The organism is Corynebacterium sp. LK2537 (genome assembly GCF_040946485.1).
Classification (GTDB): Bacteria; Actinomycetota; Actinomycetes; order Mycobacteriales; family Mycobacteriaceae; genus Corynebacterium.
In genome coordinates this window covers 248,265-273,903 of the sequence record NZ_JAYWLQ010000002.1, presented here as the reverse complement: position 1 = coordinate 273,903, position 25,639 = coordinate 248,265, and the positions used below count along the sequence as shown (strand labels likewise).

Sequence of the window (25,639 nt, the reverse complement as noted above, 5' to 3'; positions counted from 1 at the left end):
CATGACTACTCACGTCCCCGCTCCCGAAAACGGCAAGCTCAACCCGCTATTTAAACTGGGCGCTTACCTGCGCCGCGGCGAGGCCTCGGCTTCCGGCCAACAGGTCTTTTTGCAGGGCGGCCGGCAGGCCGACGTCTTCTACCGCAACCGCTGGGCCTTCGACAAGATGGTCCGCTCCACCCACGGCGTGAACTGCACCGGCTCCTGTTCCTGGAAGGTCTACGTCAAGGACGGCGTCATCACCTGGGAGTCCCAGGCCGTCGACTACCCCACCACGGGCCCGGACACCCCGGAATACGAGCCCCGCGGCTGCCCCCGCGGCGCCTCCTTTTCCTGGTACACCTACTCCCCGACCCGCGTGCGCTACCCGTACGCCCGCGGCGTTCTGGTGGACATGTTCCGCGAGGAAAAGCAGAAGCACGGCGACTCGGTGCTCGCTTGGAAGGCCATCCAGGAAGACCCCGACAAGCGCCGGGCGTATATCTCCCAGCGCGGCAAAGGCGGACTTATCCGCATCTCCTACGAGGAGGCCATCGACATGGCCTCGGCCGCGCACGTCTACACCATCCGCAAGTACGGCCCCGACCGCATTAACGGCTTCACGGTTATCCCGGCGATGAGCCAGGTCTCTTACGGCGCCGGCAGCCGCTTCCTGCAGATGATCGGCGGCGTCGCCCTGTCCTTCTACGACTGGTACGCGGACCTGCCGCCGGCCTCCCCGCAGACTTTCGGCGACCAGACCGACGTCCCCGAATCCGGCGACTGGTACAACTCCTCCTACCTGATGATGTGGGGCTCCAACATCCCGGTCACGCGCACCCCGGACGCCCACTTCATGGTCGAGGCCCGCTACAAGGGCACCAAGGTCGTGGTGGTCTCCCCCGACTTCGCCGACAACACCAAATTCGCCGACGAATGGGCCCGTATCGAGCCGGGTACCGACGCCGCCTTGGCCTTTGCCATGGGCCACGTCATCCTCAAGACCTTCCACGTCGACCGCCAAGAGCCGTACTTCCTGAACTACATGCGCAAGTACACCGACGCACCGTTCCTGGTCTCCCTCGACCAGCGCGAAGACGGGACCTATACCCCCGGCAAGTTCTTCACGGCCTCCCAGACTAACGATGCCGCCCTGGCCGACAGCCCCAACGCCACGCACCGTGGCCTGGTCATGGAAGAAGACGGCCGCGTGGTCGATCCGGGCGGCACCGTCGCCGATCGCTGGGACATGGATTCTGCCAAGTGGAACCTCTCCCTCGACGGCGTCGACCCCGTCATGTCCGTGGCGGAGACGGATTCTTTCTCCACCGCCGAGGTCCTCTTCCCGCGCTTCGACCTGGATACCGACCCGGCCGATATCGGCACCGGCAAGCCGGTTGGCGCCGGGGTGGTCCACCGCGGCGTGCCCGTGCGCGAGGTCAACGGCAAGCTGGTCACCACCGTCTACGACATCATGCTCGCCCACTACGGCGTCCCGCGCGAGGACCTGAACCTGCCGGGTAGCTGGCCGACCGGCTTCGACGACGCCAGCGAGGTCGGCACCCCGGCCTGGCAGGAAGAGCTCACCGGCGTCCCCGCCGCCGCGGCCATCCGCATCGGCCGGGAATTCGCGCAGAACGCCGCGGATTCGCAGGGGCGTTCCCAGATCATCATGGGCGCGGGCGTGAACCACTACTTCCACGCCGACAACATCTACCGCACCTTCCTAGCGCTGACCTCGATGTGCGGCACCCAGGGCGTCAACGGCGGCGGCTGGGCGCACTACGTCGGCCAAGAGAAGCTGCGCCCAGTCAACGGCTGGACCCAGTGGGCCATGGCCACCGACTGGCAGCGTCCCCCGCGCCACATGATTTCCACCGGCTTCTACTACTTCGCCACCGAACAGTACCGCTACGACAACTCGCGCGCTTCCCAGCTGGGCTCCCCGCTGGCCAGCCGCGGGGCGATCGGCGACAAGATGGTCTCCGACACTATGTCCGAGGCCATGCGCCGCGGCTGGATGCCCGCATACCCGCAGTTCAACCGCAACTGCCTGCTGCTGGCCGACGAGGCGGACGCCGCCGGCCTGGACATCAACGACTACGTGGTCCAGCAGTTGGAAAAGGGCGACCTGGAGTTCGCCCACGACAACCCCTCGGCGGAAGAAAACTGGCCGCGCATCCTGCTCAACTGGCGCACCAACCTGCTGGGCTCCTCGGCCAAGGGCACGGAGTTCTTCCTCCGTCACCTGTTGGGCATCGACTCGGACGCTACCGCCGAAGAGCTTTCCCCGGAGCAGCGCCCGCGCACCATCAAGTGGGTCGATAAGGCCCCCGAGGGCAAGCTCGACCTGATGCTGACCACGGACTTCCGCAACACCTCGACCACGCTGGTCTCCGACATCGTGCTGCCGGCTGCCACCTGGTACGAAAAGCACGACATGTCCTCGACCGACATGCACCCCTACCTGCACTCCTTCAACGCGGCCATCAACCCGCCGTGGGAGGCGCGCACCGACTTCGAGGTCTTCCAGGACCTGGCCGCCGCGCTCTCCGACAAGGCCGTCAAGTGGCTGGGCACCCAGCGCGACGTCATCACCCAGCCGAGCCACCACGACACCCCGGACGAGCTGGGCATGCCCAACGGCATTGTCCCGGACATCGACGAGGTCGGGCTGGTCCCCGGCGTAACGATGCCGAAGCTACACGTCGTCGAGCGCGACTACACGCGCATCTACGAAAAGTGGGCGCACCTCGGCCCGCTGCCCGCGAAGGCCGGCACCGGCGTCCACGGCACCAAGTTCAACGTGGATAAGCAGGTCAAGGAGCTCGAGCTCATCTGCGGCACCTCGCAGACCTCCCAGGGCGAGCTCATCGATCTGACCAAGGACACCAAGGTCATCGACGCCATCCTGCACCTGTCCGGCGTCTCCAACGGCGAGTTGGCGCAGCAGGGCTTCGAGTTCCTGTCCTCGCGCACCGGCAAGGATCTCACCCCGCTGGGCGCTTCCGATGCGGACGTCCACATCACCTGGGACTCCATCAAGGAGCGCCCCACCGAGGTCATCACCTCGCCGGAGTGGACCGCCGACAAGCGCAACAAGCGCCGGTACACGGCCTTTTCCATCAACGTCGAGTTCGACAAGCCCTGGCACACGCTCACGGGCCGGATGCACTACTACCTCGACCACGACTGGTTCATGGACTACGGCGAATCCCTGCCCGTGTTCCGCCCGCCGCTGGACCACGTCCACCTGCACGGCGAGCACGCCCCCGGCCAGACGCTGAGCAACGAGCGCGGCGAGGCAGAGGTCACCCTGCGCTACCTGACCACCCACAACAAGTGGTCCATCCACTCGCAGTACTTCGACAACCTGCACGTTTTGTCCATCTCCCGCGGTGGCCAAGTGGTCTGGATGTCCGACAAGGACGCCGAAAAGATCGGCGTTAAGGACAACGAGTGGGTCGAGGTCTACAACCGCAATGGCGTCGTCAGCGCCCGCGCCATCGTCTCCCACCGCATCCCGGAAGGCACCATGCTGTGCAACCACGCGCAGGAGCGCACCGTCGGCACCCCGCTCAACGAGCACACCGGCCGTCGCGGCGGCACCCACAACTCGCTGACGCGCATTTCCATCAAGCCGGTCCACATCGCGGGCGGCTACGGCCAACTTACCTACCACTTCAACTACATCGGGCCCACCGGCAATAACCGCGACGAGGTCACCCGCGTCCGCCGCCGTTCCCAGGAGGTGTCTTACTAATGAAGGTCATGGCTCAGATCTCAATGATCATGAACCTCGACAAGTGCATCGGCTGCCACACCTGTTCCGTGACCTGTAAGCAGGCATGGACCAACCGTGAAGGCACCGAGTACATCTGGTTCAACAACGTCGAAACCAAGCCCGGCGTCGGCTACCCGCGTGGCTGGGAGGACCAGGAGAAGTGGAAGGGCGGCTGGGAGCGCACCAGTTCCGGCAAGCTCAAGCCCAAGGCCGGCGGCCGGCTCAAGAAACTGGCGACCCTGTTCCACAACCCTAACCTGCCGACCATCCAGGACTACTACGAGCCGTGGAGCTACCAGTACGAGGACCTGATGGGCGCCAAGGCCGGGCAGAAGACCCAGCCGACAGCCAAGCCGGTCTCCCAGATCGACGGCCGCCCCATCGAGAAGGTCGAGTGGTCCTCCAACTGGGACGACAACCTGGGCGGGTCGACTGCCACCATGGACAACGACCCGGTCCTGCACGAGATGAACCTGGACGTGAAGAAGGAGATCGAAGACACGTTCATGTTCTACCTGCCGCGCATCTGCGAGCACTGCATGAACCCGACGTGCGTGTCCTCCTGCCCGTCCGGCGCGATGTACAAGCGCACCGAGGACGGCATCGTGCTGGTCGACCAGGACGCCTGCCGCGGCTGGCGCATGTGTGTCTCCGGCTGCCCGTACAAGAAGGTCTACTTCAACCACAAGACGGGTAAGGCCGAAAAGTGCACGCTGTGCTACCCGCGCATCGAGGTCGGCCAGCCCACGGTGTGCTCGGAGACCTGCGTGGGCCGCCTGCGCTACCTGGGCGTCATCCTCTACGACGCCGACCGCGTCGCCGAAGCCGCCGCCACCGAGGACCCACAGGACCTCCTGGAGGCCCAGAAGTCGGTCATGCTCGACCCCCACGACCCCGAGGTAGTCAAGGCCGCCCAGCGCGAGGGCATCCCGCACTCCTGGATCGACGCAGCACAGAACTCCCCCATCTACGACCTCATCTTCAAGTACGGGGTCGCGCTGCCGCTGCACCCGGAGTACCGCACGCTGCCCATGGTCTGGTACATCCCGCCGCTCTCACCCATCGTCGATCAGGTGACCGCCTCCGGCAACGACGGCGAGGACCACAAGATCCTGTTTACCGCCCTGTCGCGCATGCGCATCCCGCTGGACTACCTGGCGGGCCTGTTCACCGCCGGCGACCCGGTCCCGGTGGAAAAGGCGCTGCGCCGGCTGGTGGCCATGCGCTCGTATATGCGCGACATCAACCTGGGCAACGAACCGCAGGAGGAAATCGCGCAGGCGGTCGGCATGGACGGGCGCACGATGCAGGAGATGTACCGCCTGCTCTCCATCGCCAAGTACGACGACCGCTACGTCATCCCCACCGCCTCCCCCGAGACCCCGCGCGGCATCAGCTCGCTGGATCCCTTCGGCGGCGTCGACCCGGCCCGCAACCTGAAAGACACGTTCCAAGACCTGGGCATGGGGGCGCCGGAAGCCTGCACCCACGGCAGCGCGCCCAGCGGCAAGGTCTCCCTCCTGTCCTGGACCGGGGACCGTCCCGATTCCATGTTCCCGCCGAGGAATTAAGCGAGGCCAGCCATGAATATCTTTGAAAAACTCGCCCGCCGCACCCCCAGCCGGCCCCCGGCCGACGATGCCGTGGCCGGATTCGGCACCCCAGCCGGCATCGGTAGCGGCGGCGGCGCCAAGGACGTCGAGCGCGCCATCCGGACCCACACCGGCAAGCTCCCCGACGAGTTCATCGCCCCGGTGAAAGTCTCGGTCGACCAGCGCCGCATTATCGCCATGGCAGTCTCGGTGCTGCTCAATTACCCGCAGCCGGATTTCCTGCAGCGGCTCGAGACCGTCGAGGAGCAGCTGGATCAGCTGCCGCTGGCCATCGCCAGCGATTTCGTGGACTTCGCCACCTGGGCCCGCTCCGCCGGGGTGCGCGGGATGGAGGAGCACTACGTCGAGACCTTCGACCAGCGACGTCGCTGCTCGCTTTTCCTGTCCTACTACGCGGTCGGCGACACCCGGCAGCGCGGCATGGCTATCTTGTCCTTCCGCCAGCAGCTCGAAGCCCTCGGCTTCGTCGTTAGCGACGAGGAACTGCCCGACCACCTCTGCGTCGTCTTGGAGGCCCTCGCGCTCAGCGAGGACCACGACAGCGCCGTGGAGATGGTGGCTAGCTACCGGGAGGGCATCGAGGTGCTGCGCGCCGCCCTCGGCCACGTCAACTCGCCCTACCTGAGCCTGGTGACGGCCCTGTGCAAGTCTTTGCCCAAGGTCGACCCGGACACCGCCCAGAAATACGTCGCTCTCATTCGCACCGGCCCACCCGCTGAGATGGTCGGGATCGCGGATCTGCCCTTCCCAACCGCTCAGCCGAATTCGGTCTAAGGACTTTCCATGGATACTTTCAACAACTTTCTCTGGGGAGCGTTCCCCTGGCTCGCGATAGCCGCGTTCGTCGTCGGTATTTTCTGGCGTTGGCGTTCCGACCAGTTCGGGTGGACTACCCATTCGACCCAGATCTACGAGTCCAAGCTGCTGCGCCTGTCTTCCCCGCTGTTCCATTGGGGCATGGTCTTCGTCATCATCGGCCACCTCATGGGGCTAGCGATGCCCAAGTCCTGGACCCGCGCCGTCGGCATCAGCGACCACGTCTACCACTGGATCGCCACCATCCCCGGCTCGCTCGCGGCGGTCGCCGTGCTGCTCGGTTTTGCTGGGCTGGTCTACCGCCGCGTGGTCAACCGTTCCGTCTTCCTGTCGACCTCCACGTCCGACAAGGTCATGTACGTCCTGCTGGGGCTGGCTCTGCTGTCCGGGTCCATCGCGACCTTTACTCTGCAGCTTTTCGACCTGGCCGGCACCCATGGCTATGACTACCGCGAGACCATCGCGCCCTGGCTGCGTAACCTTCTCATCTTTAACATCCAGCCCGAGCTGATGGCCGATGTGCCGTGGCAGTTCAAGGTCCACGTCCTGGCGGGCTTTACCATCATCGCCGTCTGGCCGTTTACCCGCCTGGTGCACGCCTTCTCCGCGCCCGTCGGGTACGTGACGCGCCCGTACGTGGTCTACCGTTCCCGCGACCAGCGCACCACGGACATGCGCCGCCACGTCGCTTGGGAGCCGGTGCGTTCCCACCGCGCGCAGTTGGATAAGAACGAAACGCCGTCCCACGGCGCCTAGACCGGAATTGTCCACAGCCCCCGCCGCGTGCGGGGGCCATTTTTGTGCCTAACGATGCCTCCCTGCGGCTACCTGGTCACATTGCACCATTTTTCGGCCCTTAGGCAGGTGGCACCGCAAAAACGGGCGTTTTCGGCTGTTTCGGGGTCCGTGCAGGATGGCTACTTTGTCCCGAGTTATCCACAGATTGGGTTTCCGGGCCTTGTAGGGGTTGAGCCGGGCTTCTAGCGTGTGGGGCATGACGACGACAGCCATGGACACTTTGAAAGCAGCGCACTCCATCTTCGCGGACGGGATCTCCTACTTGGGCCTGTGCCGCGAGCTGAGCCTGCCTGCCCTGAAGGCTGTCATGTCCGACGTTGCCGCGGCCGCCCACTACCGCGCCTGCCAGACCTTCTTCGGACACACCACCTACACGAGGAAGCAAGCCGCCGCGAGGAAAGGCGCCGCGGAATCCGGACACCACTTAGATACTTTGCTGGTGTTAGACAACGCCTTCCGGCGGGTGCGCAACCAGGGCGAGGCCTGGGCGATGCTCATCGAACTGTGCAACACTCCTGGCACCACCAAGCAGCTGCGCCGACTGGCCAACCAAAAAGTCCTGGAGCTCAACCGCCCGGCACCGCCGGCCGAAGGCGTGCGGGTCACCCGCCGCAAGGATGGGCCCAGCACTTTTTCTGTTACCGGTGATCCGGAGTTGGTGGAAAACCTCTGGGCATCAATTAAGACCATCCCCGACGTCGAGGCCCTGTTTAGCGGCGGGCTGAACAAGCAACAGAAGGCCACGCACGTGGTCACCCCCCTGCCCGACTGGGTACGCATCCTTGCCGGTGACGGGGACGAAATCACCCTGCAGCTAACCAACGGCACCACCATGACCGGGGCCGAATACGTCCGCCAATGCTTGTTGGATGCGGGCCTGGCCACCCTGGTGGACCCGAGGCGGGGTCCGGTCAACCAGTACCGCTACCAGCGCCACGCCTCCTCTAAACAGAAAGACATGGCGAAGGCGGAGACCACCACCTGCGCGTGGCCGAACTGCCGCAAGCCGGCCGATGAGTGCCAGGTCCACCACATCCACCCGTGGGTCGATGGTGGTGAAACCAACCAAGAGAACCTCACCTTGTTGTGCGAGTTCCACAACTCTTGGAATGATGACGACCCGGCCTACCCCAGACACGGAAGGGTCAATCGAAGACACGGCAAAGTCACGTGGGATCCGCCCTGGGGCGGCGGCCCTAACAGCTGACGGCTAACGGCTGACGGCTGACATGAAGTCAGCCGAGGGACAAGGAACGAGAACGCAGCCGCGAGACCAGGCTGCGAGGGGACATCCCAAGGAACACACCCAGCCAAAATACGCGAAAAGGCGCCACGGACCACGTCCGTAGCGCCTACTCGGCGTGCCCGCCTACTCGGTCACCACAATCTGTCCGCGTTGGCCCTTCTCCGCGTTGGTCAGGGCATGATTGACGAACGTGTACGTCCCCGGCTCATCGAATGTCATCTCCACGAACCCGCCCTGGGCGGCTGCCAAGTCGACGGCCTGCGAGCCGGTGTCCTCGGCGTCGCGGATGAGGTACTGCCCTTCCTTGAAGACGGTGTCGAAGACCTCGCCGACGACGTGGAAACTCAGCGACTCGTCCGGTCCCACGTTCAGCACCCAGATGCGGATGGTCTCGCCCACCTTGGCCCGCAGGGGCCGCTGCTCGTACTGGTTGGGGTAGGAATTGAACGCCGCAAGGTCGTAATTGCCGGCGGCCACGCGCTCCTCGTCCGCGCCGACCTCGCGCTCGCCCAGGAAAAGCTGGCTGGCAACGAGGGCGTACTCGGCATCGACGTCCGACAAGGCATCTTGGGACTCCTCCGGCGGGTCGATGATGACCGCGCCCGTCATCCTGTTGGCGATGTGCAGCGTCATAGGCGCCGTCGCGCAGTGGTACATCCAAATCCCGGAGCGCTTCGCGGTGAATTCGTAGACCAGCTCCTCGCCGGGGTCGATGGTCGCCATCGCCTCGTCGGGGTTGACCTCGCCGGCGTGGAAATCCACCGAGTGACCCATATGCCCCTCGTTGCGCAGCGTAATCCGGAACGTGTCCCCGACCTGGCCGCGCAGCGTCGGCCCGGGCGCCTGCCCGTTAAACAGCCACTGCTTTTGCTCCACGCCCGGCGCGACCTCGCGGATCTCCTCGGTCATCACCCAGGTGTATTCGTGCACGCGCCCGGACGGGGCGGCCTCCAGGTGCGGGTCGAAGGCCGCAAAGCCCGGCCCTAGGTCGCTCTGGCGCTCGGCGGCCGTGGGCACGTCCACGTGCGGGTTCGCCCCGCCTGCCGCGCTTGCCGATGCCCCACTGCCGCCCGCTGGCGCATCACCAGCGACGACGTCGAAGGTCATGCCCTGCGTACGATGCCCGGCGATGGTGCAATAGCCCTCCACGGAGGCGGAAATCACGCCGGCATCCAGCACCACCGAGTCGCCTGGGTTGACGCGGCCGGTTTCCGCCTCGCCGATTTTCAGGTCGTGGACCTGGTCGCCGGTATTGGTGAAGTTGACCTTGAGCTGCGACCCGGCCGGCACGTCGACGCTGTTGGGCACGAAGGCCATACCCTCCACACTCACGTCAACCTCGACGACGTCGCCGGTCGCGGCCACCGGCTGATCGCCGCCCGTCGCGGTCTCTTTGCCGGCGGAGGTCGTGGTGACCACCGCCAGGATGACCACGGCGACGACCGCGATTCCGATGAGGGCCCAGGCGGCCCAGCCGGCCGATTCCTGGGTGCTCGTGCCACCACGAGGCGTGGATTGCTTAGTCATGTTTTCTCCCAACAATTACGACAACGGTGGCGATAACCACCACATTAGCCAGTAGCGCGAGCCCGACCAGAATGAGACCGGCCGGGCCGGCGGGCCCGCCGAGGTTGCCTACCAGGACCAGCCCGGCGCCCACGTTGAGGCAGACCAGGCGGGCGGCCCCTCCGGTGTCTGCCGCTCTCCGCGCCCGGTCCACGACCGCGGGCCCGCCGCCACGCAGCGTGGGCAGCAGGTGGTGCAGCACCCCGGTCACCAGCTGCAGCAGACCGCCCAGCAGAAAGACGGGCAGCAGCTGCAGCGTGATGGCGCGGGGGAAGGCGCCGGCTGCCAGGCTGGCGGCATCGGCGGCGTTGACCGCCCACATCCAGCCCAGGCCGCACAGTACGGACAGGCTGGCGGTATTAAGCCCCGGCCCCTGGGCGAGGACGGAGCCCACCACGGCCACGACGAGCATGCCGCTGGCTAGCGCCACCAGCGCCATCCCGAAGCCTGCGACCAGCCCTGCCCCGGCGACCAGCCCCGCCGCGGCCACCGCCAGCCCCACAACGTGGACGATTAAGGCCCGCGTGCACCGGGCCCGCGCGGCCTGGCTAATCGCCGTGCCCGTGAGCGTGGGCAGCAGGGTCACCACCGTGCCCAGGATGGTCAGCCAGGCAAAGCCCCAGACCATCAGCCGCGAGTGCGCCGCAATCAGCCCCGTATAGCCGCCGATGCCCCTGCCCGCCAGCACCGCCAGCACCACCGCGGCGATGGAGCAGCCAAACGCCGCCACGTAGTACGGCACCGTCACCGCGAAGGCACCGGCAAGGGATCGGCGCAGGCGGGAGACGATGACGGCCACCTGCCACGCGGCGGCGAGGAGGATGAGGGCGCAGGAGGCATCGGAAAGCCAGGACCAGGAATAGCCGGCCCGGTCCGCCAGCAGGCCCAGCAGCCCCACCTGGACGAGTGCTACGCGGGTGGCCACGCCGCGGTACTGGGCCGTCGGCGTGCGGGTTAATGCCTCGGTAAAGTGCGTGGAATAGACCAGAATGGCGGTGGTGACCGCCCCGAGGGTGAAGGTGTGGATGAAATCCCACCAGACCACGGGCCCGCCTAAGTGGTAGGCCACCGCGACGGCCAAGCCGACCAGTATCCAGGCCCCGATGAGTGCGCCGGCGGCCGTGTGCCACCGCGACCTCGCCCGCAGGGAGACGTCGCTAACTACCCCGAGACTAAGCTGCACGGCGACCACCCCGCAGGGTCAACACCAGCCCGGTGCCCACGAAGACCAGCACGGCCACGAGGGTTATCACCCCGCCGACGGTATAAATCGCGTCCTGGGCCAGAAAGTCCCCGGCCAGGCGCGTGGCCAGCCCGCCGTGCAGGAGCACCACGGGGACGTAGAGCGCCCGGTGGTACGGCAGCCGGCGGTGGACCACGGCGGTCAAGATGATGGGTGCATGCGCGAAGATCATGGACATGACGAAGCCTAAGAAGACGGCGTGGACGGAGGCATCGTAGGCATAGCCTTCCGCGCCGACGCCGTAGGCCAGCCAGGTAAAGCCGGCGACAACCAGCCAGAAATAGCCGCCCAGCATGCACGCGGCCGAGTACCGCGGCAGGGCCCGCGAGCGCACCAGGTGTCGGGCCACGTCGACGCGCAGCGCGGTCGTGGCCGCCACGATAAGCGCGAGCGCGACCAGCACGTGCCCCAGCCGCGGGGCGACGGCAAAGACGACGGCGGCGAGCACCATCGCCAGCACCTGCCGGGTCAGCTGGATCTCGGCGCGGGTGCCGGACACCGATAAGCGGGCCAGCTCCATGCGCTCGCCGATGATCGTGGCCACCACGTAGGCCACCGCCAGCGGCAACACCTCCGCGAAGCGGCCGGTCATCCCCCACAGCAGCGCCGCCATCACCGCCGCCACGACGCCGGCTGCCTGCACGACCACCGACACGGTCGGCTGGCGGCGGTAGATGGCCACGTAGATTGCCCCGAGCACGCCGAAGCTCGCCGCGAACAGCGCCCCGGGCACCAGCGCTGGCAGCTCGGTGCCCGCCACCGCCGGCGCCAACAGGGTCACCACGCCCGCGACGTGGGCGGCCGGCCCGGCCCAGGCCCACGCGCGCCGCACCGCGACCGCGCGCTCGAGCCCAATGGCCCCGCCGACGAAGCCGAAGACCATCAGCGGGCCGTGCAGATCCGCCACCGGCGCCGCGGCGTTGAACACCCCCAGCAGGGAGGCCCCCGCCGCCAGGCCAGCCAGCAGCGCCACCCCGGCGAAGGCGAGGAACACCACGCGGTAGGCTACACGGTCTTTTTGCACAGGTTTTATCGTACTAATTCCCCCGCCCCGGCGGAAACCCCACGCGCGCCGGCCACCCCGGTGGACGTCCCCGCTTTTACCCCCGTGCCGACGTCTGGCCGACCGCGCACCTACGGGCATGTAGAATAAGTTGAACAAGCGTCCAAGAAATGCCCGTCTACTAGGGTAGACGGGATGGGCGCGTTCTCGATTGTCTCGTGAAAGGAAATTGTCTCCATGATGAAGCGCGTTCTCGCCGGCTGCGCAGCCGCCGCCACGTTGTTCGCCGCCGCTTGCGCCCCGTCGACGGAGTCGGCATCGGATAGCAACGCCGATCGCACCAGCGGCTCCGAGAGCTCCGTGGAGCTCAACGTCCTGGCCGCCTCCTCCACCCGCGTGCTCAACGACGACCTGCAGGCCGCCGCCGACGAGCTCGACCCGCCGGCCGAGCTGAAGTTCCAGAACGCCGGCTCTTCCGACCTGGTCTCCCAGCTCAAGGAAGGCGCCCCGGGCGACCTGCTGCTGACCGCCTCCAAGAAGACCATGGACGACGCCGTCGAGGCGGGCACCGTCCAGGATCCCAAGGTCCTGGCCGAAAACGAGATGGTCATGGTCGTGCCGAAGGGCAACCCGGCCGGCATCAAGTCCGTCGAGGACATCACGGACGAGACCCGCTTCGTGCTGTGCGACCCGCAGGTCCCGTGCGGTGACATCTCCCAGCAGATCATCGAGGACAAGGGCCTCGACATCCAGCCGGATTCCCAGGAGCACCAGGTTGCTGACGTGCTCGGCAAGGTCGTCTCCGGCGAGGCCGACGCCGGCTGGGTCTACTCCACCGACGCCGCCGCGGCTGGCGACGACGTGGAGGTCATCAAGATCGAAGGCGCCGACCAGTTCACCAACCAGATCCTCGGCGCGGTAGTCACCGCCTCCTCCGAGCAGGACTCCGCCCAGGCAGTCCTGGACCTGCTGGCTGACGACTTCGACGCCACCTGGGAAGAGTACGGCTTCACCCCGGCCGACTAAGTGAGTTTCGTGGCTACTACCGCTACCTCAGCTGCTACGGCTACTACCCCACCGCGCCCCGCCCGGACGCCCGCCCCTGTGGTGTTTGGGCTCATCGGGATCATCGCGGTGGGGTTTATCCTGTTCCCCATCATCGCCCTGGCCGTGCGCGTGCCCTGGGCGCGCATGGGGGAGATCCTGGCCCGCCCCGAGGTCCACGACCTTCTCAAGGTCTCCCTCGCCGCGGCGGCCCAGTCGACCGTTTTGACCATGATCCTGGGCACCGGCCTGGCGGTCTGGATGCAACAGCTCGGCCGCGGCGGGCTCGCCGCCCGCCTGTTGGTTTTCCTCCCGCTCGCGATGCCCCCTGTCGTCGGCGGCCTCGCCCTGACCGCCGCCATCGGCCGGCGCGGCCTGCTGGGGCCCTGGCTGGAGGCGATGGACCTGCATTTCGCCTTCGCCTTCCCCGGCGTCGTGGTGGCGCAGATGTTTGTCTCCCTGCCGTTCGTGGTCGTCGCCGTGGATTCCGCCCTGCGCCAAATCGACGGGGAGGTCCTGGCCTCGGCCCGCGGCATCGGGATGAGCCCCGGCCGCGTGCTGTGGAAGGTCACCCTGCCGCTGGTCGCGCCATCTATCGCCACGGGCGCCGGGCTGGCGTTCGCGCGCTCGCTGGGTGAATTCGGCACGACGCTGACCTTCGCGGGCTCGATGCCCGGCGTTACGCGCACGATGCCCCTGGGCATCTACTTGGAGCGCGAAGTCGACACGGAGGCCGCCTACGGGCTGTCCGCCATCCTCATCGGGCTGGCCTTGGTCTGCTTGGCGCTGGCCGGGCTGCCCGCGGTCTTCGGTCGCCGGAACCGCCAGCACGCCCGCACCATCACCGAGATGGATTCCGAGCGCCTGCGCGAGCTCACCCGCCCGCCGGCAGAGCCCACCCCGGTCACGGTGGAGGGCACTACCCTGCCGGCCGGCCTCGTTTCTGCCGTCGTGGGCCAAAACGGCTCGGGCAAGACCACGCTTATGCGCCGGGTGGCCGGCCGCCTGCGGGGCCGGGTCACCATCGGGGACCGAACCGTGGACGACGCGGCCGGCCAGTTCGTGCCGCCGCACCAGCGCCGGGTCGTTATGGTCACCCAGTCGCCGGGCCTGCCGCCGCGGGCGAGCGTGGTCGAGGCCGTCACCATGGCCAGCCGCGACCGCACACTCGCCACCCAGCTGCTGGAGGCGGCGGGCCTGAGCGACTTGGCGGACGTCGACGTGCCCTCCCTGTCGGGCGGGCAAGCCGCCCAGGTCGCGCTGGTGCGTGCGCTGGCCACCCGCCCGTCCGTGCTGATTTTGGACGAACCTCTGGCCGCCCTCGATGTGGCCGCCGCCGCCCGGTGGCGCCGCTTCTTCCACGCCAGCCGCCACGACCGCACCGTGCTAATGGTCACGCACAACCTCCTGGACATCCAGCGCCTGGCCGAGCACCTGGTGGTCATGGAGTCCGGCCAGACCGTCGCCAGCGGGCCGACCAGCCAGCTGCTCGCCGCCCCACCGACGGAGTTCGTGGCGCGCATTAGCGGCCTCAACCGGGCCACCGGCACTTGCGACGTCGTCCACGCGGGCACCGCGCGGGTGGCCTCCGGCGGGGCCACGCTCGTCGGGAAAACCGCCGCGCACCTGCGCCCCCAGCAAGAAGTCGTCGTCACCTTTCAACCCGAGGACGCCCGCTTAAGCGCACACCCGGTGGCCGAGACGGAGAACTGCTGGCCGGGCACGGTCACGGCCGTGGAGGCGCGCTCGCTGACCAGTTTCCTGGTCACGCTCGACTGCCCCTTCGGCCAGGTGCGCGTCTCCCACGCGGAACCGCCGGCCGTGGGTGAGGACGTCTACTGCCAGGTGGACCCGCAAGCGGTTCACGTCAGCCCGAACGCGTACTAAAATTATGAGAATGACCGACCCTACCCGCCTGCCCCGCCCCGCGACGGATCTCTTCCCGGAAGCGCTCGCGCTGTCCCCGAAGCAGCGCGAGGTACTCGACGTGGTGGATTCCTTCCGCGACGGCGCCACCGCGGCCCAAGTCGCCGACAGGCTCGGCATGCACGTCAACACCGCCCGCGGGCACCTCGACGAGCTGCAGGCCGCGGGTGCGGTCGCGGCCGCTCGCGCCCACTCGCACGGGCGCGGGCGCCCCTCCCTCATCTTCCGGGTGCGGGTGCCTGACAACCAGGCCATCGCCGGCGAATACGTCAGCCTGGTCACGGTGCTGCTCGACCTGCTGGCTGACGATGCCGAGCTCACCAACTACGACTCACCCCGCGCCCGCGAGATCGGGCGCCAGTGGGCCAAGAAGCTGGAACAAACTGGCCCGGCGTCCCTGAGCCAGGTCCAGGCCCGGCTCCGCCAGATGGGCTTCGACCCGGAGCAGACCAAACAGGGCCTGTGCTTGCACGCTTGCCCCTTCGTGTCTGCCGGGGCGGCCCCCACGCCGTTTTTGTGCGCGGTCCACGAGGGCTACCTGCAGGAAATGACCGCCACCCCCGACGGAGAGCCCACCGTGCGGCTGCACCCGTTGACGGACGACGGCACCTGCTTTATCACCCAGGACTAGGCCTGGGTCACCTCGACCTCCACGGGCCCGGCGATCTCCAGCGGGAGGACCCGCAGGCCCTGGGCGCGGGCATCGTCGAGCACGGCCTCCGGGATGGGCTCGGTGTGCAGGACCATGATGGTCGGGCCCGCACCGGACAAATACGCCGAGAAACCGCGGTTGCGCAGGCGGTTGACCCATTCCGCGGTCACCGGGAGCACGTCAGCTCGGTAGGGCTGGTGCAGGCGGTCGCGCGTGCCCTCCAGGAGCAGATCCGGGTGCTTAGTCAACGCTGCCACCTGGACGGCGGTGCGGGAGACGTTGAAGGCGGCATCGCTGTGCGTGACGTGCGAGGGCAGCACGCGCCGCACGGCCTGGGTGGAGGCGTGGAAGTCCGGCACCAGCGCGGTGGCGCGGATATCCGGGTGCACTGGCAGGCAGCGCGCGCGGTACTCGGGCAGGGAACGCCCGTCGACCGGGACCGTCGTCCAGGAAACCACCATCTGGCCCAGCACGGACGCGGCGGCGTTGTCCGGGTGGCCCTCGAAGGCCGAGGACAACTGGACCACCTGGTCCTCATCGAGCGGGAAGCCGGCCAGCCCGTTGGCGGCGGCCACGCCGGCGACCGCGGCGGCCGCGGACGAACCCAGACCGCGCGACTGCGGGATGGCGTTGGTGCAGACCACGCGCAGGCCCGGCGCTTCGACGTCGGCGGCGTTCAGCCCGGAGCGCAGCGCCTTGACCACCAGGTGCGAGCCATCGCGCGGCAGGTCGTCCTCGCCCTCGCCGAAGATGACTACCTCGAGGCCGAACTCGGTGACCTCGATCTCGACGGTGTCGTACAGCGTGACGGCCAGACCCAGGGTGTCATAGCCCGGGCCTAGGTTGGCCGAGGAGGACGGCACCTTGACAATCGCCTTGGTCCCGACTTGCAATTCGGTGCTCATGAGCGCGCTTTCCTCCCCTTTCCTAGCTGCCCAGGCGGATGACCGAGTTGACAGCCAGCACGTCCGGCAGGGTCTTGAGCTTTTCCACGATATCGGCCAGCAGCTGCTCCTGGGCGGAGTGCGTGACGATGACCAGGCGGGCCTCGTCGTCGCCGTCCTCCTGTCGCACGGTGCGCAGGGAGACGTCGTTGGAGGAGAAGACGTTGGCGATTTCGGCCAGCACGCCGATCCGGTCGTTGACCGTCATGTCGATGTGGTAGCGGGTGCGCACCTCGCCGAAGGAGGCGATCGGCAGGTTGGCGTAGGTGTTCTCGCCCGGGGCGCGGCCGCCGTGGACGATGTTGCGGGCCGCGCCGACCACGTCGCCCAGCACCGCGGAGGCGGTCGGGTTACCGCCGGCGCCGTTGCCGTAGAACATCAGCGAGCCGGCCGCCTCGGCCTCGACGAAGATGGCGTTGTAGGACTCGCTGACCGAGGCCAGCGGGTGCGACTTCGCCACGAGGGTGGGGTGCACTCGCGCGTTCACGGCTTCCTTACCTTCCTTATCGGTGATCCGCTCGCAGATAGCCAGCAGCTTGATGGAATAGCCGGCCTGGCCGGCGGCCTCGATATCCTCGGCGGTGATGTTGGTGATGCCCTCGCAGTGGACATCCTCGAACTTGAGGCGGGTGTGGAAGCCCAGCGAGGCCATGATGGCGGCCTTGGAGGCGGCGTCGTGGCCCTCGACGTCGGCGGTCGGGTCGGCCTCGGCGTAGCCCAGGCGGGTCGCCTCCGCCAGCGCCTCCTCGTAGGAAGCGCCGGTGGATTCCATCGCGTCCAGGATGAAGTTGGTCGTGCCGTTGACGATGCCGGAGATGCGCTCGATCTGGTCGCCGGCCAGGGAGCGGCGCAGCATGCCGACCACGGGGATAGCGGCGGCTACGGCGGCCTCGAAATAGAGGTCGACGTTGGAGGCATCGGCGGCCTCGGCCAGCTCGTCGGCGTGGGCGGCCACCAGCGCCTTGTTGGCGGTGACCACGGACTTGCCGGCGCGCAGGGCGGCCAGGACCAGCTCGCGCGGGTAATCGATACCGCCAATGACCTCCACGACCAGGTCGATGTCGTCGCGGGCGACGAGCGCGCGGGCATCGTCAGTCAGAAGCTCTTGGGGAACGCCCGGGCGCGGCTTCTTGCCGACGTTGGACACGGCCACGCCGCGGATCTCGGCCGGGCCGCCGATGCGGTGCGCAAAAGCGTCGGCGTTCTCCCCGAGCAGTCGGAAGACCTCCGCGCCCACGGTGCCGAATCCCAGCAGCGCAATTCCGACGGTCTCTCCCTCACCCTTAGCCGTGCGGATAGTTCCCTGCGTGGTGGCTGCCATCTTCGAAGCTCTCCTCAATCTGTGCGGTCGTTTAAGGTACGTGGCCCATCATACAGAACGAGCTGTCTATTTTGAGTCCCTACGAGAAGCCTCCCCCGTCCCCCGTCCCCCGACAACCGCGCGTGTGCTGGCCGAATGTCCCGCACCGGGGAGAATAATAATCCCGCCCGGGCGCCAGTCCGGCGCCCGAGCGGGGGTAACTAGTCGACCTCTAGCGAGAGCAAATCGGCTAAGGTCTCGCGCCGCAGCATGGGCTTGACCTGGCCGGCGCGCACGGCGACCACCGCGGGCCGCACCGCGCCGTTATAGCGCGAGGACATCATGTACTGGTAGGCGCCGCTGGCGGCGGTGGCCACGATGTCGCCGCTGGTGATTTCTTCCGGCAGATCCCGCTCGTCGACCAGGATGTCGCCGGATTCGCAGTGGAAACCCACCACGCGGGAGGGCACCTCGGCGCCGACGGTGTAGCGGCCCATGACCCGCAGGTCGTACTCGGAGCCGTACATGGCCGGGCGGATGTTGTCGCTCATGCCACCGTCGACGGAGAGGTAGCGCCGCAGCGGCAGCTCCTGCTTGCCCGTCTCCACGTCCTTGACCGTGCCCACGGAATAGACCGCGATGGCGGACCCGGCCACCAGCGCGCGGCCCGGCTCGACCAGGACGAAGGGAGGGGTGATGCCCAGCGCGTCCGCCGTCGTGCCGACCGCGGTGAGCAGGTCGTGGGCCACGGCGTTCACGTCGAGGGCCTCCTCGTAAGGCATATACGGGATGCCGAAGCCGCCGCCTAGGTCCAGCTCCGACAGCGTGACGCCGAGCTCAGTGTGGATGCGCGAATACAGCGCCATGACGCGCTCGGCGGCCAGCTTAAAGCCCTCAGCGTTGAAGACCTGGGAGCCGACGTGGCAGTGCAGTCCGACTAGCTCAAGGTTGTCGGCGGTCAGGCAGGCGCGGGCGGCATCAAAAGCTGCGCCAGTGGCCAGCGAGATGCCGAATTTCTGGTCCTCGTGGGAGGTGGCGATGAACTCGTGAGTGTGGGCGTCCACGCCCGGCTTCACGCGCACCATCACCTTCTGGACGCGCCCCAACTCCCCGGCGATCCGGTTGAGCATCTCCAGCTCGTCGGTGTTGTCGAGTACCACGTGACCCACGCCGTGCTCGACGCAGTCCCGCAGGTAGTCCGCGCCCTTGTTGTTGCCGTGGGCAGTCATGCGGGCGGCGGGAAAGTCGCCGGCTAGCGCAATGAGCAGCTCGTTGTGGGAGGCCACGTCCAGGCACAGCCCCTCCTCGTTGACCCACTGCACGATCCTTTTGCAGATGAAGGCCTTGGAGGCGTAGTGCACGTGGGCGGGCCCGCCGAAGGCGGCGGCCATGTCGCGGCAGCGGGAGCGGAAGTCGTCCTCGTCGAAGACATAGAGCGGCGAGCCGTACTCTTCCACTAGGTCGGGCACGGGGACCCCGGCGACGGTGACCACGCCGTCTTCCTCGCGCTGGGCGTTGCGGGGCCAGACATGCGCCGGCAGATCGTTGAAATCGGCCATTACATCCGCTCCGGGGCGGTCACGCCCACCATGGTCAGCGCGTTGGCCAGGGTGGTGCGGGCGGCATCGGCAAGCGCGAAGCGGGCCGAGTGCACCGGCTGGGCCTCCTCACCGGCCTTGGGCAGGACCTGGCACTGGTCGTAGAAGCGGTGGAAGCTGGCGGCCAGCTCCTCCGCGTAGCGGGCGATGCGGTGCGGCTCGCGCAGCTCCGCGGCCTCAGCCACCACGGCCGGGAACTCGCCCAGGGTGCGGATGAGGTCGCCCTCGCGGTCGTGGGTCAGAAGGGACAGGTCGGCGCCGTCGGCGGTCACGCCTGCCTCCTGCGCCTTGCGCGCCAGGGAGCACAGACGGGCGTGCCCGTACTGGACGTAGTAGACAGGGTTATCGGAGGACTGGGACTGCCACAGGCCCAGGTCGATGTCGATGGACTGGTCCACGGACGAGCGCACCAGCGAATAGCGGGCCGCGTCCACGCCGATGGCGGCCACCAAGTCCTCCATCGTGATGACGGTGCCCGCGCGCTTGGACATGCGCACCGGCTTGCCGTCGCGCAGCAGGTTCACCATCTGACCGATGAGCACCTCGACCGCGCCGGCGTCGTAGCCCAGGGCCGCCGCGGCGGCCTTCAGGCGCGGCACGTAGCCGTGGTGGTCGGCGCCGAGCATGTAGATGTTCAGGGTGTGGCCGCGGTCGAACTTGTCCGCGACGTAGGCGATATCGCCGGCGATGTAGGCGGCGTTGCCGTCGGACTTGACGACCACGCGGTCCTTGGAGTCGCCGTAGTCGGTGGATTTGAGCCACCAGGCGTTGTCCGCCTCGTAGAGCTCGCCCTGGGCCTTGAGCTGGTCCAGCGCGCGCTCGACCGCCCCGGACTCGAACAGCGAGTTCTCGTGGAAGTAGACGTCGAAGTCCACGCCGAACTCGTGCAGCGACTGCTTAATCTGGGCGAACATCATGTCCACGCCGTCAGCGCGGAAGGCCTCCTGGACCTGTTCCGGGGTGCCGTCCAGGGCCGACGGGTTCTTCTCCAGCACGGCGCTGGCGATGTCCTGGATATAGGCCCCGCCGTAGCCGTCCTCCGGGGTGGGCTCGCCCTGGGCGGCGGCCACCAGGGAGCGGGCGAAGCGGTCGATCTGGCCGCCGTGGTCGTTGAAGTAGTACTCGCGGGTAACCTCCGCGCCGCTGGCTTCCAGCACGCGGCCCAAGGAGTCGCCGACGGCGGCCCACCGGGTGCCCCCGAGGTGAATGGGCCCGGTCGGGTTCGCGGAGACGAACTCCAGGTTGATCTTCTCCCCGGCAAAGGTGGTGTTCTTGCCGAAGTCGGAGCCGGCTTCGCGGATCTTGCCGACCACGTCGCCCTGGGCGGCGGCGGCCAGGCGGATATTCAAAAAGCCCGGGCCGGCGACGTCGGTCTCTGCGATCGCGTCCTGCTCGTCCAACGCGGCGGCCAGCCAGGTGGCCAGCTCGCGCGGCTGGGTGCCCGCCTTCTTGGCGACCTGCAGGGCCAAGTTGGTCGCGTAATCGCCGTGTTCCGGGTTGCGCGGGCGCTCCACGGTCACGGTTTCGGGGATAACGGAGGTGTCCAGGTCGTGTTCCGCCAACACGTTGGTGGCGGTGTCCTTAATCAGTTGTGCCAGTTCTGCCGGAGTCATAACCCTCAACTCTATCGAATATCCCCTTTGACTACCGCACTAACCCCGGTAGTGCATGAGATACCCCATACGGGGACCGAAATGGTCTGATAACGCACAGGTCCGCGCTATGCTTTTCTTAACTCAGTGTGAGTTTCTAAGCCGGTTCTTCCCCCGACTAACCACAATGAGCACCGTGTACTACCTGCTGCGCCCCGAATAGTCGGGGCCTCCCTATTTGGAGAATTCGAGGACGCATCTTGTTTGAGATCAATACCTCAGCGATCGGGGACAGCCTCGGGCTCACCGCGCTCGTGGCCACCCTGCCGCTCATCGCCTTTTTCATTATGTTGTTGGGCTTCAAGGCCCGTGCCCACACCTCCGGCGCGGTCGCCCTGCTCACTTCCCTAGTGATTGCCATCGTGGGCTTCGCGATGCCCATCGACATGGCCCTGTCTTCTGCGGTCCGCGGTGGGCTCTTCGGCCTGCTGCCCATCGTCTGGGTCATCATTACCGCTATTTGGTTCTACGAAATCACCGTGGCTTCCGGCCGGTTTGAGGATCTGCGCAAGACCTTCGACCTGCTCGGCGACGGCGATATCCGCATCCAGGCCATCCTGATCGCCTTCTGCTTCGGCGGCCTGCTGGAGGCCCTGGCCGGCTTCGGCGCCCCGGTGGCCATTACCGCCACCATGATCATGGCCCTGGGCGTCAAGCCGCTGCGGGCTGCGACCGTGGTCCTCATCGCCAACACCGCCCCCGTGGCCTTCGGCGCCGTGGGCATCCCGGTGACCACCGCCGGCGAGGTCGGCGGCCGTACCCTGGAGCAGACCCACGACATCGCCGCACTGATCTCGCTGCAGGTGCTGGTCATCGCCGCCATCGTGCCCTTCCTCATCGCCTTCATCCTGGACGGGATGCGCGGCGTGAAGGAGACCGCCCCGGCGGCCGCCGTCATCGGCATTTCCTTCGCCGCGGCCCAGTGGCTCGCCGCGACCTTCTTCGCCTACCAGCTGACCAACGTCATCGCCTGCATCGTCTCCCTGGGTTGCGCTTTCGCCTTCCTGCGCGTCTGGAAGCCCAAGGGCGTGGCCGCCCTGCGCGAGCGCATGGAGCTGCCGGCCCAGGACGGCACTAGCGATCTGACCGGCCGTCGCATCTGGATGGCCCTGCTGCCCTACGCCGTGGTCACCGCGGTCTTCGCCGTGGCAACCACCATCCCGGCCCTGTTCGGTTTCTGGGTCATCAAGACCGGCTGGCCCTTCCTGGACGGCACCATCGTGGACGCGACCGGGAACATCATGGACACGAGCTTCAGCTTCAACGTCTTCGGCAACCCCGGTACGCTGCTGCTGATTTCCGGCATCATCGTCACGATCATCTACCACTTCTTCAACGAGAACGGCCGCTACAAGCTGAGCTTCGGCCAGCCGGTGACCGCCTTCGGCGACGTCGTTTCCCGCATGAAGTTCTCCGCCCTGACCATCATCCTGGTCCTGGCGCTGGCCTACACCATGAACTACTCGGGCCAGACCATCGCCATTGGTGAGTTCGTCTCCTCGGCCGGCGGCATCTTCGCGCTGTTCGCCCCGGTGCTCGGCTGGATCGGTACCGCCGTGACCGGCTCCGACACCTCGGCCAACGCGCTGTTCGCCAACCTGCAGGTCGCCGCCGCCGAGCGCATCCACGTCAACCCGGATCTGATGCTGGCCGCCAACACCTCCGGTGGCGTGGTCGGCAAGATGATCTCCCCGCAGTCGCTGGCGATTGCCGCCACCGCCGTGCAGATGGAGGGCAAGGAGTCCGTCATCCTCAAGAACGTCGTCGGCTACTCGCTGGCCTTCCTGGCCGTCGTGTGTGTCATCGTCTTCCTGATGACCAACGTGCTCGGGTTCCTGGTGCCCTAACCAGCCCCCACGCCTAGTTCCCTAAGGCTTTCCTTACACGACCCTGATAACCCCGGCTACCCCCAATCCGTCCGGGGCCGGAATCCCGCGCAAAATGCGCGGGACAGGCGCATGACCTGCGGACCATTTTCGCAACATTAATGTTTCGAAACATCCGCAGGTCATCGTCATTTTTAGGGGTGATTAAATACGGGATTCGCGCTAATATTTACTTCATAACCCCGTGAATTTTCTAGAAGCCTCATTTCCCGAGAGTCTTCTTAAGATCCCGCTAAACCAAGGAGCCTGATCGATGCGAATAGCATTGTTTTCCACCTGCATTGGCGACGCCCTTTTCCCGGACGCTCACAAAGCCACTGCCCTCATCCTTTCCCGCTTGGGCCACGAGGTGGTCTTCCCCGAGGAACAGACCTGCTGCGGGCAGATGCACGTCAACACCGGTTACCAGGAAGAAACGCTGGGCATGATCCGCACCTACGCGGATGCCTTCGCGGATCCTTCCATCGACTACGTGGTCTCCGCCTCCGGCTCCTGCGTCGGCGCCGTGCGCGAGCAGCACGTCAAGATTGCCGACCGCTTCGGTAACAAGGCGGATGTCGACGGCGCCAAGAAGGCCGCCGACAAGACTTACGACCTGCCGGAGTTCCTCGTCGACATCGCGCAGACCACCCAGCTGGGTGCCTTCTTCCCGCACCGCGTGACCTACCACTCCTCCTGCCACGGCCTGCGCTTTCTGAAGCTGGCGGATCGCCCGTACCAGCTGCTGAAGAACGTCGAGGGCATGGAGCTGGTCCCGCTCGAAAACGCCGAGGAGTGCTGCGGCTTCGGCGGTACCTTCTCGCTGAAGAACCCCGAGGTCTCCCAGGCCATGGTCACGGACAAGACCCGCCACATTAAGGACACCCGCGCCGAGTACGTCACCGGCGGCGACTCCTCCTGCCTGATGAACATCGCCGGCGCCCTCTCGCGCCAGCAGGCCGGCATCCGCGCCGTCCACATGGCAGAAATCCTCGCCTCGACCAAGGAACACCCGTGGACGCCGAAGTCCGCAGCTTACTCGAAGAAGAAGATGCTCTAATGGCTGTTTTCACCGACACTACCCCGCCCCGTGCCCCCGAAAACTACGGCAACCTGCGCGGCGACCGCGGCTTCGTCGCCGCCGCCCACGACGGCCTGAACAACGCCACCCAGCGCCGCAACCTGGAGCACGCCACCACCACCATCCGCAACAAGCGCGCCCACGCCGTGGAAGAAACCCCGGACTGGGAGGAGCTGCGTTCGGCCGGTTCCGCGCTGAAGGAGGACGTGGCCGCCCGCATGCCGGAGCTGCTGGAGCAGTTCGAAGAGGCAGTGACTGCCCGCGGCGGCATCGTCCACTGGGCCCGCGACGCCAAGGAAGCCAACGAGATCATCACGCAGCTCATCCAGGACACGGGTGAGACCGACGTGGTCAAGGTCAAGTCCATGGCCACCCAGGAGATCGGCCTGAACGAGCACCTCGAAGAGGCCGGCATCAGCGCCCGCGAGACCGACCTGGCCGAGCTCATCGTCCAGCTGGGCGAGGACAAGCCCTCCCACATCCTGGTCCCGGCCATTCACCGCAACCGCGCCGAGATCCGCGACATCTTCGTCCGGCAGATGCCGAACACGGACGAGTCCCTGCCGGCCAACCCGCCGGAGCTGGCCGAGGCCTCCCGTAAGTTCCTGCGCGAGCAGTTCATGAAGGCCAAGGTGGCTATCTCCGGCGCCAACTTCGGCGTGGCCGAAAACGGCGTTATCAACATCGTCGAGTCCGAGGGCAACGGCCGCATGTGCGTGACCCTGCCGGAGACCCTGATTACGGTCATGGGTATCGAGAAGCTCGTGCCGAGCTTCCAGGACCTCGAGGTCTTCCTGCAGCTGCTGCCGCGCTCCTCCACCGCCGAGCGCATGAACCCGTACACCTCGATGTGGACGGGCGTGACCGAGGGCGACGGCCCGCAGAACTTCCACCTGGTCCTGCTGGACAACGGCCGCACCGCCGCCCTGTCGAACCCGGTCGGTTCCCAGGCGCTCAAGTGCATCCGCTGCTCGGCCTGCCTGAACGTCTGCCCGGTCTACGAGCGCGCCGGCGGCCACGCCTACGGCTCGGTCTACCCGGGCCCGATCGGCATCTCGCTGACCCCGCAGCTGACCGGCGTGAAGGACCACCACGACCCGTCGGCTTCCCTGCCGTACGCCTGCTCCCTGTGCGGGCGCTGCGACGAGGTCTGCCCGGTCAAGATCCCGCTGTCCCAGGTCATCCTGGAAAACCGCTACCAGAAGGTCACCCACGCCACCCCGCCGGTCGAGTCCAAGCTCTTCGACCTGGTGGAGTTCGTCTGGGCCAAGCCGAAGGTGTGGAACACGCTCACCCGCCTGGTCGCCTTCGGCCGCGTGCTGGGCGGCTTCAACGGCACCATCGACAGCCTGCCGCTGTTCATGTCGGGCTGGTCGGAAGGCCGCGACACCGCCGTGCCGCCGAAGAAGTCCTTCCGCCAGTGGTTCGAATCCGATGAGGCCCGTGACCTGCTGGCCCAGGCCCGCGAGGAAGGCCTGCCCGCCGCCGCTGTCCAGTCCCCGGACCAGGGCACTGAGAAGGAGAACTAA

Annotated in this window: 18 protein-coding genes; 11 read left to right on the top strand and 7 right to left on the bottom strand. The window is 67.1% G+C overall.

Annotated features, from left to right (window positions below):
- The first annotated feature begins 1 nt into the window (after window position 1).
- The 5 genes from VVS03_RS04145 to VVS03_RS04125 all read left to right on the top strand — a co-directional run bounded on the left by VVS03_RS04145 (window position 2) and on the right by VVS03_RS04125 (window position 8,197).
- Window positions 2-3,742, top strand: a complete 3,741-nt coding sequence (locus VVS03_RS04145) for a nitrate reductase subunit alpha (protein WP_368534098.1) — start codon at window positions 2-4, stop codon at window positions 3,740-3,742.
- On the top strand, window positions 3,742-5,334 hold the full coding sequence (gene narH, locus VVS03_RS04140) for a nitrate reductase subunit beta (RefSeq protein WP_368534099.1): 1,593 nt from the start codon (window positions 3,742-3,744) through the stop codon (window positions 5,332-5,334). The genes VVS03_RS04145 and narH overlap by 1 nt, the downstream gene beginning before the upstream one ends.
- Before the next feature lie 12 nt (window positions 5,335-5,346).
- On the top strand, window positions 5,347-6,150 hold the full coding sequence (gene narJ / locus VVS03_RS04135; RefSeq protein WP_368534100.1) for a nitrate reductase molybdenum cofactor assembly chaperone: 804 nt from the start codon (window positions 5,347-5,349) through the stop codon (window positions 6,148-6,150).
- Between the two features lie 9 nt (window positions 6,151-6,159).
- The gene (gene narI / locus VVS03_RS04130) at window positions 6,160-6,948 is read left to right on the top strand and encodes a respiratory nitrate reductase subunit gamma (RefSeq protein WP_368519661.1); all 789 of its coding nucleotides are present in this window, start codon (window positions 6,160-6,162) and stop codon (window positions 6,946-6,948) included.
- A gap of 238 nt (window positions 6,949-7,186) precedes the next feature.
- Window positions 7,187-8,197, top strand: a complete 1,011-nt coding sequence (locus VVS03_RS04125) for an HNH endonuclease signature motif containing protein (RefSeq protein WP_368534101.1) — start codon at window positions 7,187-7,189, stop codon at window positions 8,195-8,197.
- 162 nt (window positions 8,198-8,359) lie between these two features.
- Here the strand turns inward: VVS03_RS04125 and VVS03_RS04120 are convergent, their stop codons facing one another.
- Genes VVS03_RS04120 through VVS03_RS04110 form a run of 3 tightly spaced genes read right to left on the bottom strand, consistent with a single transcriptional unit; the run spans window position 8,360 to window position 12,069 of the window.
- Window positions 8,360-9,763: a multicopper oxidase domain-containing protein gene (locus tag VVS03_RS04120; RefSeq protein ID WP_368534102.1), complete on the bottom strand. Its 1,404-nt coding sequence runs from the start codon at window positions 9,761-9,763 to the stop codon at window positions 8,360-8,362.
- Window positions 9,756-10,985, bottom strand: a complete 1,230-nt coding sequence (locus tag VVS03_RS04115) for a beta-carotene 15,15'-monooxygenase (protein WP_368521055.1) — start codon at window positions 10,983-10,985, stop codon at window positions 9,756-9,758. Before VVS03_RS04115 ends, VVS03_RS04120 begins: the two co-directional genes overlap by 8 nt.
- Entirely contained in the window at window positions 10,975-12,069 is a 1,095-nt protein-coding gene (locus VVS03_RS04110; protein ID WP_368521054.1) for a hypothetical protein, read from the bottom strand. The genes VVS03_RS04115 and VVS03_RS04110 overlap by 11 nt, the downstream gene beginning before the upstream one ends.
- Before the next feature lie 216 nt (window positions 12,070-12,285).
- On the opposite strand from VVS03_RS04110, the gene modA reads away from it, so the two are divergent.
- The 3 genes from modA to VVS03_RS04095 all read left to right on the top strand — a co-directional run bounded on the left by modA (window position 12,286) and on the right by VVS03_RS04095 (window position 15,649).
- On the top strand, window positions 12,286-13,074 hold the full coding sequence (gene modA, locus VVS03_RS04105; RefSeq protein ID WP_368519656.1) for a molybdate ABC transporter substrate-binding protein: 789 nt from the start codon (window positions 12,286-12,288) through the stop codon (window positions 13,072-13,074).
- A gap of 78 nt (window positions 13,075-13,152) precedes the next feature.
- Entirely contained in the window at window positions 13,153-14,979 is a 1,827-nt protein-coding gene (locus VVS03_RS04100; protein ID WP_368534613.1) for an ATP-binding cassette domain-containing protein, read from the top strand.
- 10 nt (window positions 14,980-14,989) lie between these two features.
- Window positions 14,990-15,649 carry a helix-turn-helix transcriptional regulator gene (locus tag VVS03_RS04095; RefSeq protein WP_368534612.1) on the top strand — a complete coding sequence of 220 codons (660 nt, stop codon included), beginning with the start codon at window positions 14,990-14,992 and terminating at the stop codon, window positions 15,647-15,649.
- On the opposite strand, the gene thrB is transcribed toward VVS03_RS04095, so the two are convergent.
- From thrB to argS, 4 genes are all read right to left on the bottom strand, one after another.
- Entirely contained in the window at window positions 15,646-16,575 is a 930-nt protein-coding gene (gene thrB / locus VVS03_RS04090) for a homoserine kinase (protein WP_368534611.1), read from the bottom strand. The two genes, VVS03_RS04095 and thrB, sit on opposite strands and share 4 nt — an antisense overlap.
- 22 nt (window positions 16,576-16,597) lie before the next feature.
- Window positions 16,598-17,935 carry a homoserine dehydrogenase gene (locus tag VVS03_RS04085; RefSeq protein ID WP_368519652.1) on the bottom strand — a complete coding sequence of 446 codons (1,338 nt, stop codon included), beginning with the start codon at window positions 17,933-17,935 and terminating at the stop codon, window positions 16,598-16,600.
- A 200-nt stretch (window positions 17,936-18,135) separates the two neighbouring features.
- Window positions 18,136-19,473, bottom strand: coding sequence for a diaminopimelate decarboxylase (lysA, locus tag VVS03_RS04080; protein WP_368519651.1), 1,338 nt, complete (start codon window positions 19,471-19,473; stop codon window positions 18,136-18,138).
- Window positions 19,473-21,125, bottom strand: a complete 1,653-nt coding sequence (gene argS / locus VVS03_RS04075) for an arginine--tRNA ligase (RefSeq protein ID WP_368519650.1) — start codon at window positions 21,123-21,125, stop codon at window positions 19,473-19,475. The genes lysA and argS overlap by 1 nt, the downstream gene beginning before the upstream one ends.
- A gap of 239 nt (window positions 21,126-21,364) precedes the next feature.
- Between argS and VVS03_RS04070 the strand changes: the two genes are divergently transcribed.
- The 3 genes from VVS03_RS04070 (at window position 21,365) to VVS03_RS04060 (ending at window position 25,639) form a co-directional block, all read left to right on the top strand.
- On the top strand, window positions 21,365-23,011 hold the full coding sequence (locus tag VVS03_RS04070) for an L-lactate permease (protein WP_368534610.1): 1,647 nt from the start codon (window positions 21,365-21,367) through the stop codon (window positions 23,009-23,011).
- Window positions 23,012-23,303: 292 nt separating this feature from the next.
- Window positions 23,304-24,089 (top strand): (Fe-S)-binding protein, encoded by a 786-nt coding sequence (locus VVS03_RS04065; protein ID WP_368534609.1) that lies wholly within the window; start codon window positions 23,304-23,306, stop codon window positions 24,087-24,089.
- Window positions 24,089-25,639, top strand: a complete 1,551-nt coding sequence (locus VVS03_RS04060; RefSeq protein ID WP_368534608.1) for a lactate utilization protein B — start codon at window positions 24,089-24,091, stop codon at window positions 25,637-25,639. Before VVS03_RS04065 ends, VVS03_RS04060 begins: the two co-directional genes overlap by 1 nt.

Excerpts from the sequence above, each read along its gene's own strand:
- VVS03_RS04145 (WP_368534098.1), top strand. The coding sequence starts at position 2 with ATGACTACTCACGTCCCCGCTCCCGAAAACGGCAAGCTCAACCCGCTA.
- narH (WP_368534099.1), top strand. The coding sequence starts at position 3,742 with ATGAAGGTCATGGCTCAGATCTCAATGATCATGAACCTCGACAAGTGC.
- narJ (WP_368534100.1), top strand. The coding sequence starts at position 5,347 with ATGAATATCTTTGAAAAACTCGCCCGCCGCACCCCCAGCCGGCCCCCG.
- narI (WP_368519661.1), top strand. The coding sequence starts at position 6,160 with ATGGATACTTTCAACAACTTTCTCTGGGGAGCGTTCCCCTGGCTCGCG.
- VVS03_RS04125 (WP_368534101.1), top strand. The coding sequence starts at position 7,187 with ATGACGACGACAGCCATGGACACTTTGAAAGCAGCGCACTCCATCTTC.
- VVS03_RS04120 (WP_368534102.1), bottom strand. The coding sequence starts at position 9,763 with ATGACTAAGCAATCCACGCCTCGTGGTGGCACGAGCACCCAGGAATCG.
- modA (WP_368519656.1), top strand. The coding sequence starts at position 12,286 with ATGATGAAGCGCGTTCTCGCCGGCTGCGCAGCCGCCGCCACGTTGTTC.
- VVS03_RS04095 (WP_368534612.1), top strand. The coding sequence starts at position 14,990 with ATGACCGACCCTACCCGCCTGCCCCGCCCCGCGACGGATCTCTTCCCG.
- thrB (WP_368534611.1), bottom strand. The coding sequence starts at position 16,575 with ATGAGCACCGAATTGCAAGTCGGGACCAAGGCGATTGTCAAGGTGCCG.
- VVS03_RS04085 (WP_368519652.1), bottom strand. The coding sequence starts at position 17,935 with ATGGCAGCCACCACGCAGGGAACTATCCGCACGGCTAAGGGTGAGGGA.
- lysA (WP_368519651.1), bottom strand. The coding sequence starts at position 19,473 with ATGGCCGATTTCAACGATCTGCCGGCGCATGTCTGGCCCCGCAACGCC.
- argS (WP_368519650.1), bottom strand. The coding sequence starts at position 21,125 with ATGACTCCGGCAGAACTGGCACAACTGATTAAGGACACCGCCACCAAC.
- VVS03_RS04065 (WP_368534609.1), top strand. The coding sequence starts at position 23,304 with ATGCGAATAGCATTGTTTTCCACCTGCATTGGCGACGCCCTTTTCCCG.
- VVS03_RS04060 (WP_368534608.1), top strand. The coding sequence starts at position 24,089 with ATGGCTGTTTTCACCGACACTACCCCGCCCCGTGCCCCCGAAAACTAC.